The following is a 20,529-nucleotide window of genomic DNA, read 5'->3' on the forward strand; positions in this document are numbered from 1 at the left end:
GTATTGCTATATGTCTATTCATATAACTCTTTCTTTGAGAATTAAAAAGAAAGAGTTTTAAATATCAATCACTAAGATGATAAAGCGATTTTAATTATTGCCTAGATAATGTATGGCAAATGTTGAGCTAAATTAAATAGACTCAATCATTGTTGGTTCTATTTAAAAAATCATGGGCTTCATCATCAGATAGAGGTGGGCCTAAATCTCTTTCAAGTTTGGCATATATTTCAAGCAGTCTTTTTTGATGTGGGTCCATATCTAAGGCACGATGCTGCTGATATGTTAATTGATCATCAATCCAATCATAATCCTGTATCGTAGACCCGGCGAAACTGGTTTTCAAATGGAGTTTGTAATAACCATAAAAGTTGTGTTTCTTGGTATCTAGACAGAGATAGGCGAAGGTAGACCAACCACTTTCGGGAAATTTAAGGCGAGTTCGGCAGGGCTTCTTTTCTAGTGTAAATGTGGGTGAATAGACTTGGCCTTTTAGAATGATATTTTTGTCTTGACCAAAATATTGAGTTTGTAATGCAAATAAAGCAAGAATCACTGTGGTGAGAAAAAAGCTGGCAATGACTGCATAAAAAAATGAAATGTATAAATGGAAGGACAAAAAATTAGATTCTTCGTTTTTGTTCACATCTTTTTCTAAGCGTAATAAATAGCAATTCAAAGAAATAAGAAAACAGAGGCAAAAAACGAAAATAGCTAACCAACTATTGGCATGAAAATGATGTATCTCTACGAAAATGAGTGAACAGATAAAAATAAAGCCCAACAAACTATAAATGAATAATTTCTGAAATCTTTTTTGCATTTTGCGAAGCTTATAATTATGTATTGAACGATTATAGCATGCGATGTTTATAGTGATTATAGAAAAAATCACCATGCTTTATGCATGGTGATTTTTAATTCTTGCAGATCTATTTAGATTATTAAGCATGCAATTTTGCAAACAATTGTTGGCTCACGCTGTCTAAAGTTTGTGGAATTGCAATCGCTGCAACAAAACGGTCTGGGCGAAGAATCGTAACAGATTCAGTGGTTTTACCAAACCAACCACGAATATCGGTACCAATATCACCAATCGTAATCACATTGTCGTACTTGGTGCGATTTTCATTGCTAAGCTGAACAGCAGGCAATACTTGGATAAATTTAACGCCCAATTTTTGCCATTTTTTCATGGTCGCATCTGACAGACCCCATTTCGGATCAACGCCCCAAGCAATGATTGCAAAGTCGTTACCGATGACTTCATCAAGTAGGACTTTTTCACCAGATTCAAGTTGAACATATGGTTGAATGAACATTTTACCCACAGGTGAATCTTTAACACCGTTATTGATCAATGCACCATCGTTGTACTTCGGCATTGGCTTGAAGCGCATTTCCAATAGATATTGTTTGATCGGTTTGATGTAATTGAGCGCATAGGCGATACCATCACGCACGAAACCTTGCCATTTTTTTGGTGGCGCAAGGACATGACCCGCCATTACAGAAAGATCAATCATCGCTTTGGCATGATCTTTACGTTCAACTTGGTATGTATCTAAAAGCGCTGGGCCAGCTTTGCCTTGTACAACCATAGCAACTTTCCACGCAAGGTTGAATGCATCACGCATACCACTGTTATACCCTTGACCTTGCCATACTGGCATGATGTGCGCAGCATCGCCTGCAAGTAAAATACGGTCTACACGGAATTTATCTGCAATACGGGCATTGTGGGTATAAACACGCTGACGAATCACTTCAATACCATCGGTCGTTGGAAGTACTTTCGACAATAATTTGGCAATGTTTTCAGGTTTGCTTAATTCTTCTTGAGTTTCACCAGGCATCACCATAAATTCGAAACGACGAATACCGTGTGGAAGTGCAGCAGATACATAAGGACGCACAGGGTCACAGCATAGGTAAATGTGTGGCGTTGCAAGTGGGTCATTATTGATGTCGATCACGATCCATTGGTTCGGTGCAGTTTTACCATCGAAGCCGATGTTGAGGGTACGACGTACCACAGAGTTACCACCATCACAAGCAATCAAATACTGCGCTTGAATTATTTCAGCTTCACCGTCTTTATTTTGAATATTGAGCGTTACACCATTGGCATCTTGGCTAAAATCAGACAATTGACGAGAGAATAAAACATTTGTGGTTTCGTACTGTTTTAAACCTTGTAGCAGTACATTATCGACTTGCGGTTGAATAAAGGCATTACGACGTGAGAAACCAAATTCACGAGTGAGCGGTTGAATGTCTGCGAAACAACGACCTTTAGGGGTTAAGAAACGCATCGCGTGGTTCGGTGTCGTATGCGGTAACACTTGGTCCACTAAACCTAATGATTGGATGGTACGTAATGATTCATCATCAATACCAATCGCACGTGGGTAGTCAATCAGGCTGTCCAGTTGTTCAATCACAGTGACATTGACGCCTTGCTTACTTAAGTAGTTTGCAATGGTTAAGCCGACAGGACCTGCGCCCAGAATGGCAACTTCCGTTGTGTAATTTGCTTTATTGCTCATGCGTAAACATCCAATCACTTCACATATGCCACTATTAAGTTCTAAACAGAGACTTTCAACAAGCTAGGCATAAGTCGAAACGATGAATCGAATTGTCGTGTTTTTTGCAGGGTTTTATTTTAAGTGGATGATATATATTTATTTATATGAAAATCATCAATCATTTTGAATGATTTATCTATCATTAAAATCTATCAATTAGTAGCTTTGAGCATAAAAAAGCCGAACCATTTTTCAATGATCCGGCGACTTTAATTCATTTAGCACAACATTCTATTAGTGAGGGATAAATGTTGAGCAGCAGACTAAATGAATTTAGCGTGTGGAGTACGCTATCCGTCTATTACTGAGCAGGTTGAGCTGGTGCAGAACCTTCGGCATTGGCTTCTGAAGCAGGTTGAGCAGCAGTACCTTCAGCAGCAGTTGTTTCAGTCGCTGGCTGTTCTTGAGTGCTAACCACTACTTTTTCTTGTTCAGGTGCTTCTTGTTTATCTTTGCTTGCAGCAAAACTTGTTGCAGCTGCAGCAGCTAGAGTAGAAGCAAGTAAAATTTGAGTTAATTTCATTTTGAGCATCCTTATATATTTTAGTAAGTCCTGAAAAGATCATCACGTCCATCAGGAGAGAACTCATGCTAAATCGAGAAAACCGAGTGATCAATGCGAGCAACAAAGTGAAACAGACTGGTTAACTGGATGAATACATAACCGTCCATCCTGTGTTTTAAATGTAAAAAAATATCGGAATCTTCATTTAACTTTGCAAGAAAAAATGACCAAATCGACTTCATGATTCATTCATTGTTTACATGATGATTACATCGATGTCGTAAATAAGCAGAACCCAGAAATTTCGATAAAATCCAAATGTAAGGATTCTTTTCGATATGACCATTTTTTTTAATATAAGGGTTAACTTTGCCAATAAAGTGTGGCCAGATATGTCATGCATTCATGCAAATGGAATAACAGGCTGTTTAACAGCCAGATCATCATTCAATGCCTCGGATACTAGGCTGATCTATGCTTTAGGAAAATGAAGACGGAGAAATGAAGACTAGGCTTGCAGCATTTTTTTGAAATCATTATGGTAAAGGCCATCAATCATTGGCTATTTATTTGAGTGACTCACTTTTGAAATTAGTTTCTACCCACGGTGCGATTCCGGTTCATATTATTTCTGGCTTTTTAGGTGCGGGTAAAACCACAGTTTTACAGCAGTTATTAAAGCAAAAGCCAGCGGGCGAAACTTGGGCCGTACTGATGAATGAGTTTGGGCAAATCGGGGTCGATCAACAGATGTTGCCGCAAGATCAGGGCTTTGCGGTGAAGGAATTATTGGGTGGATGTCTATGTTGTAGCAGCCAACTGCCGATGCAAATTGCGTTGTCACGGTTATTGTCAGAGGTGAAACCCGACCGACTGTTTATTGAGCCGACAGGTTTGGGGCATCCGGGACAACTTTTGGAGCAATTGACTGAGCCACATTGGCATCCGCATTTAGCCATGCGAGCATTGGTGACCGTGGTCGATGGCTCACGCTTACATGATCAAGATTGGACTTCGCAAAACCTGTATGCCGATCAACTCAAAGTGGCACAAATCGTTGTGGTGTCTCATGTCGATTGTATGAGTGATGCCGATCAAGCTGGTTTGGAACGACTCAAACAAGCGTATTTACCGTATCAGCAGCAATGGATCAATGTTGTCAAAGGTGAATTAAAACTGGCAAATATTGATCTCGCCTATGTGGGAAGTCCGCGTAAAATTCAGCCTTTATTGGCGATGCAAAAGCAAACGTTGGTCGATGTACCCACAGAAATTAAACAGTTGCCTTATCATTATGTTGAATCCGCTCAGGGCTATAGTGTCGCAGGTTGGAAACTCCCAAAACGATGGATTTTCGACTTTTTTGAGCTGTTAGATTTACTCTGTGAGCAGCAAGATTGGCTACGGATCAAAGGTATTTTTCAGACAGACCAAGGTTGGAAAACCTTTAACTTTAATCCTGATCAGTTTAATTATCAGTCGAGCGAGGAAAGTATCGATAATCGTGTCGAAATTATTTACCAAACTGAACGTGAATGGCTCGAATTTGAAGATCGTTTAATGCAGTGTCGTATCGATGCCGATAAAGCGGAGAAATAAGTAAATCAACGCAGCAAAAGCTTGCTAAATCTTATATGCTAAGCGCCAAATTTGAGGACTTTCACATGGCGCTAAAAGCTACAATTTATAAAGCAGATTTGAACATTGCCAATATGGATGTACACCAATATGGTGATTATCAATTGACGATGGCTTTGCATCCTTCTGAAACGATTGAACGTTTGATGGTACGTGTCTTGGCGTATGCACGCTATGCAGATGAAGCCTTAGAATTTACCAAAGATCTTTTCGAAACAGACGAACCAGCGCTGTGGGAAAAAGATTTAACAGGTCAATTGGTGAAATGGATTGAAGTCGGTTGCCCTGACGAAGACAAAGTCAAAAAAGCCAGTGCTCGTTGCCCACACGTTGCTGTGATTACCTATGGTTCTTCAGTAGACGAATGGTATAAACGCAACAGCAAACTGAAAACCCTGAAGAATGTTGAAATTTGGCAATTATCTGAAGCGAGTACAGCTGCCATTCAAGAGTTATGCGAACGAACCATGTCTTTACAATTAAATGTAATGGATGGCGAATGGACTTTGATTGGTGATAAAGCTCAAGCGGTGATTGAATGGACACAATTGCAATAAGCATTTGATGTGATTTAACTCATCACGATGGATGTGAGTTCAGGCTTGCATCCTGACTATAAAATTCGGTATATCTACAAACAATGAGAAAATTTTAAAGATGGGGAGCAGCCGATGTACCCTGATTTTTATTTGTTATTTGTGGCGCTTATGATTGGCGCTGTCATTGGTGCGGAACGTGAGTACCGAAGTAAGTCGGCAGGTCTGCGCACCATGATTATGGTCAGTTTAAGTTCATGTTTATTTACTATCTTATCGTTACGTATCGGCGTTGATAGTCATGATCGAATTGCGGCCAATATTTTGACTGGCCTCGGCTTTTTGGGTGCGGGGGTAATTTTTAAAGATGAAAATCGAATTTCAGGCATTACCACAGCAACTACCATTTGGATGACCGCTGCCTTAGGCATGGCTGCGGGAGCGGGCTATGTCATGCTGAGCTTGATTGGTACGGTGATTGTGCTGATCGTTTTAATTGTTTTGATTTATATTCAAGCGTGGATTGAAGCGAAAAACCAAGCACGGAGTTATCGTATCGTTTGTCACTTTCGACAACAAACGCTGGATGACTATGAAGAGCTGTTTAAAACCTATCAAATGCAAGTGGTTCGTAGTGTGCGACATAAAACTGAACATAAAATCAGTGGGCGTTGGATCTTAATTGGCTCTGCGACAAACCATAGAAAATTAACTCAAGATCTAATGAATGATCAGGATATTCTGGAGCTCAATTTTTAACAGCGTATTTACTACGGCATCCAAAGTAATCCTGTTTATAATAGGGTTTTATTTTGATTGCGGCATTTGAGGTTGAGAGCATGAGCAAAGAATTAGAAATTATTGACTTAGTGGTAGGCGAAGGTAAAGAAGCGGTTAAAGGCGCTTTGATTACAACACACTATACAGGCTGGTTAGAAGACGGCACTAAATTCGATTCATCATTGGATCGTGGTAATTATTTTGAAACGGTGATTGGTACAGGCCGTGTAATTAAAGGTTGGGATCAGGGCATCATGGGGATGAAAGTCGGTGGTAAACGTAAGTTAATCGTACCATCACATTTGGCTTATGGTGAGCGTAAAATGGGTAATGTAATTCCTGCCAATTCAAATCTTATTTTTGAGATTGAATTGTATGACGTAAAAACTCGCGATTAATAGATCAATAGTTTTAGATCAATGACATGGACGTTATTGATCAATTGGATAAAATAGATGTTGTTATTTTTGTCTTTTACCGTAGATTAGAATAATTACTCGAGTATAAACGCAGGAATCAAAGCCATTGTATTTACAGTTGCCTTGTACCAGATTGTTCTGGGTTTTTACCTTTATTATTTTTACACTGGCATTTACTGTATCGACTGCTCAAGCACAGTATGAAACTGCTCCTAAATCGTTTTATTTAAAATATCAAAACGAAGTTAACCAAATCTACTTCACGGAAGACACCAGTAGCCTCTTACAAGGCAAATGGTTGTTTTATCCAAATCAATTTTTAACGTCTCCGAGTTCGGTTCTAGTCGGTCAAACGGTCTATCTGCCTGCATCATTTAAAGACATCACAGGGGACAGTAAAGGTTTTGGGACATTTACTGGACATTTCCAAATCCCTAAACAATTTATTGGTCGACGTATCGCGGTATTGATTCCAAATCAGTACGGTGCGTATCGGGTATTTTTAAATGGTGATGTGATCGTTCGTTTGGGCGAGGTGGGGCGTACTGAAGCAGAACAAAAAACGGAGAATGCACCGCGAATTGCCTATTTTGTGGCACAAGATGAATATTTCACTTTAACCATTCAAGCTTCGAGTTTTAACAGTATGCACGGCGGGTTTGAAAACCCGATGCGTATTGGTATTGCTAAGACAGTAAACCGCCAATTCCAACAACAAATGATGAGTATTGGAATGGTGTCGGGCGCCGTCTTGGGTGTGGGACTATTTACGATCCTATTTTCTGTTTTCCGAGGTTTACGCGGTCGCAATAGCCGAAGTAATTTGGTGTTTGGCTTATTTATTGTCTTTTTAGCATTCCATAATTTATTTTCAGCACCTTATGCCTATACCACTTTTACCGATATTAATTGGTTGTGGGGCACGCGATTAGAATATTTATTTACTTATTTGGCGTCGATTTTCTTTTTAAGTTATATCCACTTGCTCAGTCGTCGCTATTTATTTACCTTAAATTATCAGATAGCGATGTTGCTGTTGTCTTTGAATATTTCAGTGACTTTTGTTTCGACGCCTGAGATTTTTCAGCCTTTGGCAACCTACAGCTTTGCCTATGTGATCGTTGTTCTGAGTAATTTTGCGTATGGTTTTTACCTAACACTGAAAAAGAAAGAACCTTATTCAAAATTAAATTTAATCGCGGTTATTTTCCTGTGCATTACTTTTTTAAACGACTTTTTGCTGATGATGAATTTGATTGATTCAGTCAATTTATCGTTCATTTCAACCAGTTTGTATGCCTTGTTGATCATGTTTCAGCAATCGCACCATTATGCACAGCAATCTATGCATACTGAACAGTTAAATAATAGTCTGCTTGAGCTAAACAGTTCACTCGATCAGAAAGTCAAAGAGCGTACCTTACAGCTGCATGAGCTGAATAAAAAGTTAGAGCTACAAATTCGTATTGATGCATTAACGGGGGCATTTAACCGCCGTGCACTGAATGCTGAAATTCAACGCTTATATTCGGAAGTCCGTTTTCATAGTCATCGAACGTTGGTCTTTGCCATGTTAGATGTCGATTATTTTAAAAATTATAATGATCATTATGGGCATCTCAAAGGCGATGCGGTGTTACAGCAGATCGTGAAAACCATGCAAAATACCCTGCCAAGTTCAGCCTATGTGGCTCGCTACGGTGGAGAGGAGTTTGCCATCTTGATGCATGATGTTCCGTATGCGATTGCCCAAGAGCAATTGCAATTGGTACTCGAAGCCATGCGTAATGAACAGCTTGAACATGTTAATCGGGGTGATGACAAAAATTACGTCACACTGAGTTTGGGGATGGCATGGATGGATAAGCAGAATGACTTCGACAGTATCGAAGCCTTAATGAAGCATGCAGACCATTATTTATATATGGCCAAACAGGCAGGACGCGATCAACTTAAGCCTTGATACTCCGTTGTAAACGGTGAAAACTTTGCGGTGCTATTGTTAGTACCATTGCCAATACTCATTTAAATTCATCTCTCAAATTCATGCTGTTTGAAAATCTATCCCTCTACGAACTTTATCTCTCTACTAGCAGAGTTGTTTGACTAATTTAAGCGGAACATCAGCAGGCTCAAAATCCTGATGTGCGACAAAGCCATATTTTTGGTAAAAGGCGAGTGCCGTATGGGTACTTTCTAGACTGATCTCGGTAATATTCTTTTTCCGGACGCAGTGCATCATGTTTAATAATAACGCCTTACCAATGCCTTGGTACTGACGTTCAGGGCAAATATAGTTCAGTAAAATTTGTCCCTGATCACTGACTAAAATAAAGCCGACCACTCGATTGTCACTGACGTAGACCCAACTATCGTTGTAAAGCATCCACATTAAGATATTTGATTGATTTGCCTCCTCAAGCCAAGTTTGAATCACACTTTCATTACGTTGATGGTCCTGGATACATGAACGAATGCTGTTGTGAATCACGTTAATAATTTCGGGTATGTCCTGGATTTGTGCTTCGCGTATCATAATTTTTTCTTTTTATAAAAAAACTCCAACAGCCTGCCATTTCAGAAGATATCGCCCTGTGCTTAAAGAGGCTTATTGTTGCGTTTTATGTTTTTTTGCTGCCATTGCGCCGTTGGGTTGGGTTTTTATTTCAAAATTGTTGCAAAATTTACAAATGTATATTTATAAATTAATCATTAAATATGGATAAATAACCACATAAATGCATCTAACTATACTGTTTTTAAAGTAATAATAGATCTTTTAGAAATGTATACATACTCAATGATTTCAGCAGGTGTAATAGTTTGAAATAAATTAGCAAAGAAAATAGGCCAAATTTCAGCTTTAAAATAATTTTGTATGAATTTTAAACGTTATTGTGCGTTATATTAGTCCATAAAAATATTCGATGATTCAAGATGTGCATGCGCGTCATCGGCAGTAGGTTGTTATTATGGTTAATTTTCTCATTGTGATATGTATTCTGATCGCGTTGTCTGCAGCGGGCATTGTGGTCAAAAAAATCCTAAAAACAGAAAAATATCGTAAAAAATATACACGCTATCAGGCACCTGAAAAGTCAAACAGCATCACGTTAGCATCAGATGATGATGCTACGCGTCAAGTTGATCAAGTCATAGAAGTCGATGAATATGAACAGCAACTTTTTGATGACATTGCGGAAATCTTTTTTCAACAACAATACAAATTAGATTCGCTACAGGCAGCCGAGCAGTTACAAGAAGTCTTTTTACGTCGCATGCCGGTCAATTGTAAAACCCAAATTCGCCAATTAGATCTGAATGAATGGTCAATTTATTGGAATTTTTACAATCAATCACTGGAGTATTATTTAGGTCGATACGGCGAGTTTTATACACATGTCGACCGTTTTGGTGAAGAACATAAAATTGAATATCGCTATCAAGACTCTGCAAGTTGAAGCAAAATGCGGTCTCGGACTAAATCGAGATAACTCAAATCATCGCTGATTCGAGCCATTAAAATTGCGCCTTCATAATCCGCCAAGCTGATTTTGGCAAGTTGCGCGGCATGTTCGATGCTCATACATCGCTGAAAAAACACTTCAAAGGCCAGTTGCCACTCGTGAAAGATGGATTGTAATTTTGCAAAAATCTCAGTTGGTAAATGTTGCCGCTCCATACTTAAGATCCCGACCAAACAGCCTAAACCGCCTTGGCTAAAAAACTGGATGGCGAGTTGATGGATGTGCGAGAAAGCCTGTTGATGAGATGCAGTAGTTTGCTGTAATTGCTGAAAAATACTGTGTTGTAACTTTACATGCGTCAGGTTTAAAATTTCCATCAGTAAAGCGTCTTTATTCGGATAGTCATAATAAAACGCAGCTTTTGAAAGTCCACAGGCTTCGGCCAATTTCCCCATGCTACAGCCCATATAGCCATAGCGTTTAAAGGCGTGTGCTGACTGTAGTAATAGATGTTCTGAGGTGTTTTTCCGTGGACGCATGTATCTCTCTATCCGAATAAATCAATGTGATGTGTATAAAGTAAATTGGTCTAGGCGACTAATAGTTCGTCAAACCTTCCTATCACTTCCTGCCATAAGGGTTCAGCACCTTTGCGGAAATATCCCATATGACCAATCTGTTTTAGGCCGTAATCTTGCGCTTCAATATTGATATAGTGCATTGACGCTTGCGCATAATGTTGCATAAAAGCATGTCGTGAATTGGGTAATGCCCAGTCATCATCAAGTGCAGCGACCGCATAAATCGGCGTTTGAACTGCAGCATATTGTTGAGTTAACTCACTCAGCTCAGGGTCGGCAAAGAAATAGGTTGGGTTTTTACACCAACGGCGCCATTGTTTATAGACATCGACAGGAAGGTCAGCGCCCATATTGAGTTTGCTCCAAGGCAAATACCCTTTGATGGCAACCATTGGCGGAAAAACGATATTCCACATCACATGAACCTTCATTTTTTCTTTAAAGGGCATATAGCCATGCCAACCTGCGCCCGTGCCAAAACAATACATGGCACGTATCTGATCATGATTTGAGGTGAGGCCTAGTGCTTGACCGCCATAGGAGTGTCCCACTAGAAAAGTTTGCAGGCCGTGTTGTTGCATATAAGCTATGGCACCAGAAAGGTCATAACGTCCCCAGTCGAGGTAGGATATCTTAAAGCCTTTAAGTTTTGACGGTGCAGAACGTCCAATACCACGATAATCAAAAGTCAGTACTTGATAACCGAGTCCTGCGGCATACTCGGCAAACCGACGGTAAAATTGTTGAGGGACGCCTGTTGCACTTGAAATAATAATATTGGCTTTAGCGGCAGAATTAGGCCGATATTCAACGCCTGAAAGCGTATAGCCATCGGTCGCAGGGAACTTAACCTGTGTACTATATATTTCTTGCGTTGCTGGTTCTAAATCCGGTGACATAATTTTTCTCTTGATAGGCAGGACGTAAAGGGTTTACTCAGTTTAAATAAAGGCTTACTTGCCCTGAAAATTGGCTGCGCGACGTTGTAGCATGGCCATCACGCCTTCTTGTACATCTTGTGTTTTTAGTAATGGTTGTAAGTGCTGATCCAATTGAGCAAAGGCAGCATCGGCTCCCAAATGCACCCCTTGCTGTGCTGCAGCGAGTGTTGCCTGAACCGCCAGTGGTGCAGCCTGTGCAATTTGTTCTGCAAGTTCTATTGCACGAGATAAGGGCGCTTGGTCGGTGATTTCAGTCACCAAGTTCATGTCATATGCTGTTTGCGCATTGAAACGTTCACCTGTGAGTAAATAGCGCATGGCTTTATTCCAACCCGCTGCTTGCACAAAGCGAACAGTTGCGCCACCAAAGGGAAGAATGCCACGTTGCACTTCCATTTGAGCAAACTCCGTGTGACGCTGTGCGATCACGATATCGGCATTCAGCATGAGTTCAATACCCGCTGTAAAACAGAACCCTTGTACCGCGACCACAACTGGTTTTTTTCGTTGTCGTGAGTTGGTTCCCCACGGATTAATTTGCTGATCAGGAAAATTAAACAGTCCACTGCCAAGTTTTGGTTGTAGTTCGACCAGATCTAGACCTGCAGTAAAATGATCACCATGTGCAAAAATCACTGCACAGCGTAAATTTGGATCATCTTCATATTCAGTGAGTGCCAGTGAAAGGTCATGAATTAAATGACTGTCAAACGCATTTCGTTTATCTGCACGGTCCAAACCGATCAAATAAAGATGACCACGGATTTCTCGACTTACACGACCTTGTTGTTCTGACATTTGGATGATTCCTTCTGATTATTCTTTAGGCATGGCTAAGTTTTTAAACGATTGTTAGAAAACTGTCAAAACTGATGCGTTCAATATATCAAAATCAAAGTAAGTTGGATGAATGGTTTGATTTAAAATTTACAGAGTTGATATGAAATAGTGCGGGATAGAGCTTGCCTTTGGGCCGATTTTTTCCATAATAGCAGCAGCTTTTTTTAGGCCCAATCAACCATGGCAAACTTAGAAATTTTTGCAGTCATTATTAGCTTAATTGGCGTGACTTTAACCATTAAGCGAAATATGTGGTGTTGGTGGTTTAACTTTGCAGCATTTCTACAGTATGCCTACCTGTTTTATACCTACAAACTTTATGGCGAAACCATTTTGCAGTTTTTCTTTGTAGTGGTGAACTTCTATGGTTTTTATCATTGGTTGAAGGGCAAACAACAAGACCACGACATTCGTATTGAACCGATTGCGACCAAAATTGTGATCTTTCAAATGCTCTTAGCTGCGGTGGGCGGTTTGATTTTTGGTTTAAGCCTGCACTATTTTACCGATGCAGCCGTACCAATTTTGGATGCACAATTGGCCGCGTTTAGCTTACTCGCAACGTATTGGACCAGCCGGAAACATATTGCTACTTGGGTGCTTTGGGTATTTGTCGATATTATCTATGTGGGTATGTTTATATACAAAGACCTGTATCTCACTGCGGCGTTGTATGCAGGTTTTGTGGGCTTGGCGGCATTTGGTTGGTGGCAATGGACACAAGTCAAAAATAAACAGCAGCAACAGGCGATGAAAGCTTTATCCATTTAGCCCACAGATGTTTTTTTCATTCCCAATTTGACAATTTATAAAAATATATTTACTTTGTAACCATAAAGGGCATTTCATAATCGGGCTTCACCCCGATGAGAAGTGCCTTTTTTATGCCTTAAGAAATGTGGCTGTGTTCATTTGAGTCTAAGACATGTCATAAAATCCTCTGTGAATTTATAAGCAAAATTGGGTGTCTGCGAAGCTTGATTTTAATAGCCGATGATCCGATCCCGATGAATAAGTAAAGAGCGTGCAGAGTCATGATTATCGACTTTCAACTTGAGCAGCAACTGCGTTTTGACCGACAAGCTACGGTTCTACTGCAGCAAAAGGCGAGCTTTTTTCAGTTTGAGCAAATAGCAGATGTGTATAACGCTGAATGGCTCAAGGCATTTCCACAAGGGACGCAATGTAGCATCAGCGGTTTGGATGATGGTGCAGATGAATACGGCATCCAAATCAGTTATAAACACCAAAGCATCTTGATCGATTATTCACAACTGATCAAATTGGTACACCGTGATCGGGATGGTGTAGTGCATAGCATGCTGTTAAATTAACAACTTAAATTAAACTGAGATTTATAAAAGCAGTACCACAAAGATTTGTTATAGAAATATAAAAATAAGCGCAAGAAGAAATGAAAAGATATGGGAAGCTATTAAAGCAATGACGCAACTTGATCCCAAAGATTCAACATTTGAAATTTTTAATCAGCTATGTATTGAACTTTTTCATCATTATGGCTCGCACTGCACGTCTTATGAACCTAGCGCTTTGATACATGCAAAACCAATACAACAGCTTCCTGAACAAGCCAGCTCTGATATTTGTAGCCTCGACTTTGGTCATTGGTGCGCAAAGTTGTCTTATGCAGGGATGTATTTAAAAATCGATGCGGGCTGGGAATTTCAGCTCGAGTTTAAAGATCAGCATGGGCAAATCTATCAAAAAGTCCTTTAAGTCAAAGCCAGATTTACCTGCAGTATGGCAATTCTGATTTTCTAGCTTGGTTTCAGGTCAATGACAGCCACAGCGCTTTCCGATTTAATCCAAAGCACAGTTTTAGCAACTGTAGACTGGGCGAAATAAAACAATAAAACCAATATTGACCTGAAGGATTACGAGAATGGCACATCAATTTACCGTCAATGCCACAATTCATGGCGTTTCAATTGAAGATTTTAAACGACTAGCCGCAGATATCAGCCTGCATGAAGCGGTGTGCAAACGCATACCGGGTGAAAATCTAGAAATTTTAGAATCAAAAAAAACAGGTGATATGTATACCTTAAAACGTGCCTATAACTTGGATGTAAATATTCCAGATATTGCCAAGAAGTTTTTAAAAGATGCGTTTCGTCTGAAACGTACGGATATTAGTAATTTGGCGGCATTAACCTCTGACGTCAAACTAGATCCGAACCTACCGCTCGAAGCCAGTTGTAAACGAAGTGTCAGTGGTGATGCAACACAAGTGAGTTTCAATTTGGACTGGACGGTGAAAGTCAAAGTTCCACTTATTGGTGGATTACTTGAAAAACATGCAGAAGGTGAAATTCGTCGTTTTAGTCAGCTTGAGATTGAAATTGTAGAAGATGAATTGCGTAAAAATTTAAAAGCCTGAATTGATTTGAAAGAGATTTAAAAAAAGCGGTCATTGACCGCTTTTTTATTATTTTAATGAGATGTTTTTTCAAAACGTTGACGATAGAGCATCGCAGTAAAGAAGGTCACCAAACAGACGGTCCAAATATAATACATGGCGCCAATGTTGCTGTATAAACTCAACCATTGAACCAATGGCAAAGTGATACCACCCGCGATGGCATAGGCCAAATTGTATGAAAATGAAATGCCCGAGAAACGAATCTGTGCAGGGAACATTTTCACCATACTATAAGACACCATACCAACCGTGCCTGATGCCAAACCGAGCAGCATATAGAGCGCAAACACGGTCGATGCTGCCACATGGCCCAAGCTGTTATAGAACACGCCCGCGATTATTGCGACAAGGAGTGAACCGAACAGCATCACTTTACCCGCACCGAAGCGATCTGCCAAAAGACCTGCCAAGATACAACCGACCATTTGCATCACAATAGCGGCACTTTGCATTTTAAAGGCATCGGCACGTTCAAAACCAAAGGCGCCCGTGAGTAAATTTGGCATCGCTAAAATCAGCACAACAACACAGCCAGTTAAGAACCATGTAAACAACATACCAATCACAACGCCTGTTTTGTGCTGTTGCAGTACTTGTTTCACTGGAAGCTCTTTAGCCAATTGTTTCTTTTCTTGCATGGCTTTAAATACAGGCGTTTCTTTTAAATAACTACGGAGATAGAGCGCAACAAAACCAAAGATCCCGCCTAGAATGAATGGAATCCGCCATGCCCAGTCATGGATTTCTGACTCTGTAAATTGTAATGAAATAAACAAAGACATCAGTGCGCCCAATAGGATACCCAAAGATAAGCCGGCAGTGAGTAGGCCGTTGGCGATCCCAATTTTTTGCTCTGGCACATGCTCTGAAACAAAAGTCCATGCCGCAGGGATTTCACCACCAATCGCGATGCCTTGAATCACGCGCATCAGTAGGAGCAGAAGCGGTGCTGCATAGCCAATACTTTCAAAAGTCGGCATCACACCAATCATCAGTGTAGGCAGAGCCATGAGTAAAATAGACAAACTAAATAAACGCTTACGACCAATCAAATCGCCAAAATGCGCCATTACGACACCACCCAATGGGCGGAAAAAATATCCTGCTGCAAAAATACCGTAAGTATTTAGCATCGCCCAAAATGGACTGAGTCCAGTGGGGAAAAACAGTTCCGAAATAATTTTGGCGTAAAACACATAAATGACAAAGTCATAAAACTCAAGTGCGCCACCGAGGGATGACAGTCCGAGGGTGCGTTTATCTTGACGAGTCAGGCGTGGCTGAGCTTCCATGCAAATATTTTCCAGCAGCAAATAGCATTTGAGGATTTTAGTGATTCAAATTTTTATTGAATAATCAAACTTTTTTGTCTTATTAAAAACTTATAGTTATGAAAAATTTATTAATTAAGAACAAAATAATATAGATAAAGTCGTATTAACTTAAAGAAAGATTGGTAATAGATAATGGCACACCTTGATATATAAATGATAAATATCAATGGTATAGGTTGGAATGATCTGTCATTTTACTTTGTGCTCTATATAAACCATAAAAGATTCAAAGCCATAGCATGCTGTTGTTTTATACTCAGAACCAATAATAATGCATATTGCATGGTTGTTTTTTTTTAAATAACTGATGTTACGCAGTAACATCAGAAGCGTAATTTGATTCAAATGAAAGAATGATAAGCGGTAACGTCATCCGCAAGTGTTTGAGACAGGACTCCTTCTAATCAAAAATGTTTTTGCGATACTTTGAATAATTTGATACTAGTGAACGAGTTTTGCGGTGAGGTGCATTGCACCGCAAGATGGTTTCCTTGCGAAGCTTCGCTTCTCATTTTGCCGAATGAGAAACAACGTTTCGTAAGAGTACCTCCAGCCGAAGGCTAATCCCTTTATTTAAATCCTAGATGTAAGAATTCGTCGAATAAACTTAAATATCATTTTAAAAATGAGTAATTACTTTTACGTGCGTAACATCAGTTAAATAATTTAAGCTTGCTAGACTTAAAAAAGGATAAAAACATGAGTAATGTTGCTGCTGTTGCACAGGGTGGTGAAGCAATTTTGACGCTCACTGCCGCAGAGGTGCAAACATCTGAAATAGGTTCTGAATGGTTAATTGCACTGAGCGAAACACTGCATGCCACCATGCTTGAGCGTCAAGGCGTAGGTATTGCGGCACCGCAAATTTATGTTTCAAAGCGGGTGATTATCGTGGCTTCACGTGCAAATTTACGCTATCCCGATGCGCCTGAAATGGAGGAGATCGTGATGGTCAATCCAGTGATTACATCTCGATCTACGACCACGGTTTGGGGTGAAGAAGGCTGCTTAAGTGTGCCGAATGCACGAGGACAAGTCCCGAGAGCCGAGCAAATTCACGTGCGATATCTGACCCTTCAAGGTGAAGTCAAAGAGAAAACCCTGAATGGCTTTCCTGCACGGATCGTACAACATGAGGTCGATCATCTGAACGGGATCTTATTCACCGAGCGTTTAGAATAATAAACTGTACTATTTCAAAAAGATAAAAGTGACCAATTGAGCTAAAAAAATAGCGGAAAAGTAATTTGAATAGTGGTGTAAGTGAAGTTTAAAGGCTTCAAAGGTTGCACTTTTAACTGTGAAAATAGGCTTTCTTTTTGAAGTTAAAACCTTGTATAACTAGCGAAATAATAAAATAAAAAAGAAGATTAATGGGGAAAAATTGGGGCAATGCTGTCTGTACGAAATGGGGCGTACAATGGCGTAAATTGAAGCATCTTTTGTTTGAGTCAGACTATCTCATCATCAATTGGTCTGACTACGATAAAGGGCGTTTACTCCTCATCTTTGGCATGCTGAGTCAAGTTAGCGTGTTGAAGTGGTGCATCATGAATTTTTATTATTCGACCAATCGGATTTGGTTTAATCCGAGTGAACTCAAGTTCAGGATCATCGTCGCTTGTATAGTCCTACTCAGTTATGGCGTATTGGCAGTACTCAGTCTTTATTTCAAAAAATATTTAAATTTTAGACTGTTTTTTAGCTATTTTGCGCCCGTCCTGTTTGGGATCGGCATGATCTATGGTGGCTATATGATCGGGATCTATAGTCCTGCCACTATGGCGGGGACGGTCAATCTGCTGATGGTCGGTTTGGTTTTTTATCGTCCTGCGATTATGCTCAGTATTACATTTCCGATCACACTGTTTATTGGCTACATTTGCTATCAAACTTCGATTGACCATCTAGAATATGCACCGATTTTCAGCCCAGCTTTAAAACAGAGTGAGTTTTACGACAACGCCTTTTGGCTCATGAGTATGGCGGAGTTGTATTTGCCCATATTGATCGTCAGTGCAGTATTTTTTCAGATTTTGCTTTTACAGTGGCGACACCGTGAACAAAAGATGGAAGTCCTCAGCCGTGTTGATGGCCTGACCAATGTGTTTAACCGTCGTTATGTCAGTCATGAACTTGATACGCTCAGCAAACAGACACGGCCTGAATTTGCAGTGGTTTTGCTTGATCTCGACCATTTTAAATTGATCAATGACCAATATGGACATGATGCAGGAGATGCCGTTTTACAACGTGTTGCTCAAATTTTAAATGACAATACTCGTGTACAAGATGTGGTTGGGCGTTATGGCGGTGAAGAATTCATTTTAATTCTAAAAAATCAGAGTTTAGAGCAGGCGATAGAGGTCGCTGAACGTTGTCGATTGGCCATTTCTGACGCTGAAACCATGATAGCCAACCAACATATGTTGAAGATTAGTGCAAGTTTTGGTGTAGCAACTGCGATCGAGGGGACACCGTCTGCTATGGTCACGCGTATGGCCGATCAAGCGCTGTATATGGCAAAGCAACAAGGTCGTAACCAAGTACGCAGCTTTCGTGAGTTAAAATTGGCAGAAGATTAAATAATTTAAACGATAGTTATGCAGCAATTACAATTTCAGCTCGGATTAGCGCAGCTCGACTTTCAGACCGAGCAACAGAATATTCATTTTGATCATGGCTTAGTAGCTTTGGTGCAAAAATGTGTCCGACATCAGCGCTTCGATGCTTTAGCGATTGAATATTTGATCTATGAAATTGAAGAAATTTTAGAACTATTACAGCTCGATTATCAGACGCAGCGCTATGCTCAGTCGAATGATGCGATGCTGCATCTATTGGCGCAGAGCTTTTTTGAACATGCGACCCACATTGACCGACAAAGCCTAGAACATGGCTTTAATGAAATGATTGAACATACCGAATATTATCAAAATCTATTTGGTGAGCAGGCAATCATTCAACTCAGTTATTTCGTTTTTATTCGAGAAATGATGCACCATTTAAACCTACAGCACATACAAGTTTTAGCTCAGAATGCGTCTTCACCATAAGGACTTATACAGATGCAGCTCAATTTGTTATAAATAAAAAAGCACACAACAAAAAATAGACCTTATGAAAACGCCTGTTCCAGATTATTTACAGCATGTCTTTAATGCCTGCGATGCCAATCAGCACGGAGATTTAGCAGATTATATTCCTGAGTTAGCCCATGCCAATCCGAATAGACTGGCTTTGGCACTGTCTACCGTAGATGGCACGATTTATTCCACAGGTGATGACGAAGTCGAGTTCACCATACAGTCGATGTCTAAACCCTTTGCTTATGCCTTAGCGATTCGTCATCTTGGCTTGGATAGCGTTTTACAAAAGGTCGGTGTCGAGCCATCGGGAGAGGCGTTTAATCAAATTGCGCTCGATCCACAAAGCAATACCCCGAAAAACCCGATGATCAATTCGGGGGCAATCACCACACATTCACTTTTACCACATGACAAGCACAGTACCCGAGCTGACAAACTCCGTGAATTTTTAAGTGAACTGGCAGGGCGTGAGCTGAGTTTTGATGACGCGGTTTAACAGTCTGAAGTGAAGACGGCTTTTCGAAATTTGTCGATCGGTTACATGCTGCGCACAGTCGGTGTACTTGAAGAAGACCCTGAAGATGTGGTGAATGGTTACATTCGTCAGTGTGCAATATTAGTGACGGTTAAAGATTTGGCGAAAATGGCCAGTGTGCTTGCCAATGGTGGTGTGCAAGCAGCCACAGGTAAACGGTTGCTGTCACGTTCGGTGGTGCGCCAAGTGTTGAGTGTGATGATGACTTGCGGCATGTATGATGCTGCGGGTGATTGGCTGACAACGGTCGGTATTCCTGCCAAAAGTGGTGTGGCCGGTGGCATCATGGGGGCTTTGCCGGGTCAGGTTGGGCTGGCTGTCTTTAGTCCGAAACTGGATACACATGGGAATAGTGTTCGAGGTGTAGAAATATTTGAACGACTGTCTAAGGACATGGGACTACATGTGATGGAGGGAACACCTTCAGCGCAAACGATCGTCCAAAGTCGCTATACCTGCGGGATAGATTATTCGGTGGTGGTGTATGAACTGCGCGGCGTATTGCAATTTACTGAGTCGGAAATGTTGCTGCGAATATTAGAGGATGAACCTGTTGCGAATAACCATATCGTTTTAGATCTGACCAATATTTCTTTGATACACGATGTTGGAGTTCGAATGCTTTTTGAAGGTGTAGACCGTTTAATTGCGGATGGTCATCGCGTGGCAGTGATCGACTCTGAGCATCTTTTGGAACAAAGTCGAAGTCATGCAGGACATGAGGTGGTTGTTCGAGAAGAGTTGAGTCAATATTTACAACGGTTTGAGCGTTAATGGATAAAAGTCCATTGTTGATTCATATAAGGTGCTCATAAGTTTAGTGCTTAGAT

The 20,529-nt window shown here is 40.4% G+C and carries 21 protein-coding genes and 1 pseudogene; 14 read left to right on the forward strand and 8 right to left on the reverse strand.

Features of this window, described 5'->3' with window-relative positions:
- Positions 1 to 142: 142 nt before the first annotated feature.
- From FTV04_RS07055 to FTV04_RS07065, 3 genes are all read right to left on the reverse strand, one after another.
- Positions 143 to 823, reverse strand: coding sequence for a hypothetical protein (locus FTV04_RS07055; RefSeq protein ID WP_168379280.1), 681 nt, complete (start codon positions 821 to 823; stop codon positions 143 to 145).
- Between the two features lie 121 nt (positions 824 to 944).
- Positions 945 to 2,549 carry a bifunctional 3-(3-hydroxy-phenyl)propionate/3-hydroxycinnamic acid hydroxylase gene (locus tag FTV04_RS07060; protein WP_180089124.1) on the reverse strand — a complete coding sequence of 535 codons (1,605 nt, stop codon included), beginning with the start codon at positions 2,547 to 2,549 and terminating at the stop codon, positions 945 to 947.
- 343 nt (positions 2,550 to 2,892) lie between these two features.
- Positions 2,893 to 3,114, reverse strand: a complete 222-nt coding sequence (locus FTV04_RS07065; RefSeq protein ID WP_078191424.1) for a hypothetical protein — start codon at positions 3,112 to 3,114, stop codon at positions 2,893 to 2,895.
- Between the two features lie 567 nt (positions 3,115 to 3,681).
- Here FTV04_RS07065 and FTV04_RS07070 point away from each other — a divergent pair.
- The 5 genes from FTV04_RS07070 to FTV04_RS07090 all read left to right on the forward strand — a co-directional run bounded on the left by FTV04_RS07070 (position 3,682) and on the right by FTV04_RS07090 (position 8,432).
- Positions 3,682 to 4,695 (forward strand): GTP-binding protein, encoded by a 1,014-nt coding sequence (locus tag FTV04_RS07070; RefSeq protein WP_168379278.1) that lies wholly within the window; start codon positions 3,682 to 3,684, stop codon positions 4,693 to 4,695.
- Between the two features lie 65 nt (positions 4,696 to 4,760).
- A complete protein-coding gene (locus FTV04_RS07075; protein WP_078191423.1) occupies positions 4,761 to 5,291 on the forward strand; it encodes a YaeQ family protein in 531 nt (176 codons plus the stop codon).
- A 114-nt stretch (positions 5,292 to 5,405) separates the two neighbouring features.
- Positions 5,406 to 6,029 carry an MgtC/SapB family protein gene (locus FTV04_RS07080; protein WP_180005309.1) on the forward strand — a complete coding sequence of 208 codons (624 nt, stop codon included), beginning with the start codon at positions 5,406 to 5,408 and terminating at the stop codon, positions 6,027 to 6,029.
- A gap of 80 nt (positions 6,030 to 6,109) precedes the next feature.
- Positions 6,110 to 6,448, forward strand: a complete 339-nt coding sequence (locus FTV04_RS07085; protein ID WP_180005310.1) for an FKBP-type peptidyl-prolyl cis-trans isomerase — start codon at positions 6,110 to 6,112, stop codon at positions 6,446 to 6,448.
- A 127-nt stretch (positions 6,449 to 6,575) separates the two neighbouring features.
- Positions 6,576 to 8,432, forward strand: a complete 1,857-nt coding sequence (locus FTV04_RS07090) for a diguanylate cyclase domain-containing protein (RefSeq protein ID WP_373688123.1) — start codon at positions 6,576 to 6,578, stop codon at positions 8,430 to 8,432.
- Positions 8,433 to 8,558: 126 nt separating this feature from the next.
- Here the strand turns inward: FTV04_RS07090 and FTV04_RS07095 are convergent, their stop codons facing one another.
- Complete coding sequence (locus FTV04_RS07095) at positions 8,559 to 9,005, reverse strand: GNAT family N-acetyltransferase (RefSeq protein ID WP_180005311.1); 447 nt, start codon at positions 9,003 to 9,005, stop codon at positions 8,559 to 8,561.
- A 436-nt stretch (positions 9,006 to 9,441) separates the two neighbouring features.
- Between FTV04_RS07095 and FTV04_RS07100 the strand changes: the two genes are divergently transcribed.
- Positions 9,442 to 9,930 (forward strand): hypothetical protein, encoded by a 489-nt coding sequence (locus FTV04_RS07100; RefSeq protein ID WP_180089125.1) that lies wholly within the window; start codon positions 9,442 to 9,444, stop codon positions 9,928 to 9,930.
- On the opposite strand, the gene FTV04_RS07105 is transcribed toward FTV04_RS07100, so the two are convergent.
- From FTV04_RS07105 to FTV04_RS07115, 3 genes are read right to left on the reverse strand one after another with little or no spacing between them, the layout of a single operon-like run.
- Positions 9,912 to 10,475: a TetR/AcrR family transcriptional regulator gene (locus FTV04_RS07105; protein WP_180089126.1), complete on the reverse strand. Its 564-nt coding sequence runs from the start codon at positions 10,473 to 10,475 to the stop codon at positions 9,912 to 9,914. The two genes, FTV04_RS07100 and FTV04_RS07105, sit on opposite strands and share 19 nt — an antisense overlap.
- A 50-nt stretch (positions 10,476 to 10,525) precedes the next feature.
- The gene (locus FTV04_RS07110) at positions 10,526 to 11,416 is read right to left on the reverse strand and encodes an alpha/beta fold hydrolase (RefSeq protein ID WP_180089127.1); all 891 of its coding nucleotides are present in this window, start codon (positions 11,414 to 11,416) and stop codon (positions 10,526 to 10,528) included.
- A 54-nt stretch (positions 11,417 to 11,470) separates the two neighbouring features.
- Positions 11,471 to 12,256 (reverse strand): crotonase/enoyl-CoA hydratase family protein, encoded by a 786-nt coding sequence (locus tag FTV04_RS07115; RefSeq protein ID WP_180007551.1) that lies wholly within the window; start codon positions 12,254 to 12,256, stop codon positions 11,471 to 11,473.
- Between the two features lie 222 nt (positions 12,257 to 12,478).
- Between FTV04_RS07115 and pnuC the strand changes: the two genes are divergently transcribed.
- The 4 genes from pnuC (at position 12,479) to FTV04_RS07135 (ending at position 14,699) form a co-directional block, all read left to right on the forward strand.
- Positions 12,479 to 13,069 (forward strand): nicotinamide riboside transporter PnuC, encoded by a 591-nt coding sequence (pnuC, locus tag FTV04_RS07120; RefSeq protein ID WP_180089128.1) that lies wholly within the window; start codon positions 12,479 to 12,481, stop codon positions 13,067 to 13,069.
- Positions 13,070 to 13,332: 263 nt separating this feature from the next.
- On the forward strand, positions 13,333 to 13,632 hold the full coding sequence (locus FTV04_RS07125) for a hypothetical protein (RefSeq protein ID WP_180089129.1): 300 nt from the start codon (positions 13,333 to 13,335) through the stop codon (positions 13,630 to 13,632).
- Between the two features lie 109 nt (positions 13,633 to 13,741).
- Entirely contained in the window at positions 13,742 to 14,035 is a 294-nt protein-coding gene (locus FTV04_RS07130; protein WP_180089130.1) for a hypothetical protein, read from the forward strand.
- 166 nt (positions 14,036 to 14,201) lie between these two features.
- Complete coding sequence (locus FTV04_RS07135; protein WP_180005318.1) at positions 14,202 to 14,699, forward strand: DUF2505 family protein; 498 nt, start codon at positions 14,202 to 14,204, stop codon at positions 14,697 to 14,699.
- A 53-nt stretch (positions 14,700 to 14,752) separates the two neighbouring features.
- Here the strand turns inward: FTV04_RS07135 and FTV04_RS07140 are convergent, their stop codons facing one another.
- Positions 14,753 to 16,033, reverse strand: a complete 1,281-nt coding sequence (locus FTV04_RS07140) for an MFS transporter (protein ID WP_180055499.1) — start codon at positions 16,031 to 16,033, stop codon at positions 14,753 to 14,755.
- A gap of 741 nt (positions 16,034 to 16,774) precedes the next feature.
- Here FTV04_RS07140 and def point away from each other — a divergent pair.
- The 4 genes and pseudogenes from def (at position 16,775) to FTV04_RS07160 (ending at position 20,473) form a co-directional block, all read left to right on the forward strand.
- On the forward strand, positions 16,775 to 17,257 hold the full coding sequence (gene def, locus FTV04_RS07145; RefSeq protein ID WP_180089131.1) for a peptide deformylase: 483 nt from the start codon (positions 16,775 to 16,777) through the stop codon (positions 17,255 to 17,257).
- 191 nt (positions 17,258 to 17,448) lie between these two features.
- The gene (locus tag FTV04_RS07150; RefSeq protein ID WP_180089132.1) at positions 17,449 to 18,660 is read left to right on the forward strand and encodes a GGDEF domain-containing protein; all 1,212 of its coding nucleotides are present in this window, start codon (positions 17,449 to 17,451) and stop codon (positions 18,658 to 18,660) included.
- Between the two features lie 18 nt (positions 18,661 to 18,678).
- Complete coding sequence (locus FTV04_RS07155; protein WP_180063234.1) at positions 18,679 to 19,131, forward strand: hypothetical protein; 453 nt, start codon at positions 18,679 to 18,681, stop codon at positions 19,129 to 19,131.
- Between the two features lie 64 nt (positions 19,132 to 19,195).
- Positions 19,196 to 20,473: pseudogene (locus FTV04_RS07160) on the forward strand (glutaminase).
- Positions 20,474 to 20,529: the final 56 nt, after the last annotated feature.

The sequence above is a fragment of the Acinetobacter sp. YH12219 genome, from assembly GCF_013417875.1.
In the GTDB taxonomy this organism is placed as follows: Bacteria; Pseudomonadota; Gammaproteobacteria; order Pseudomonadales; family Moraxellaceae; genus Acinetobacter; species Acinetobacter amyesii.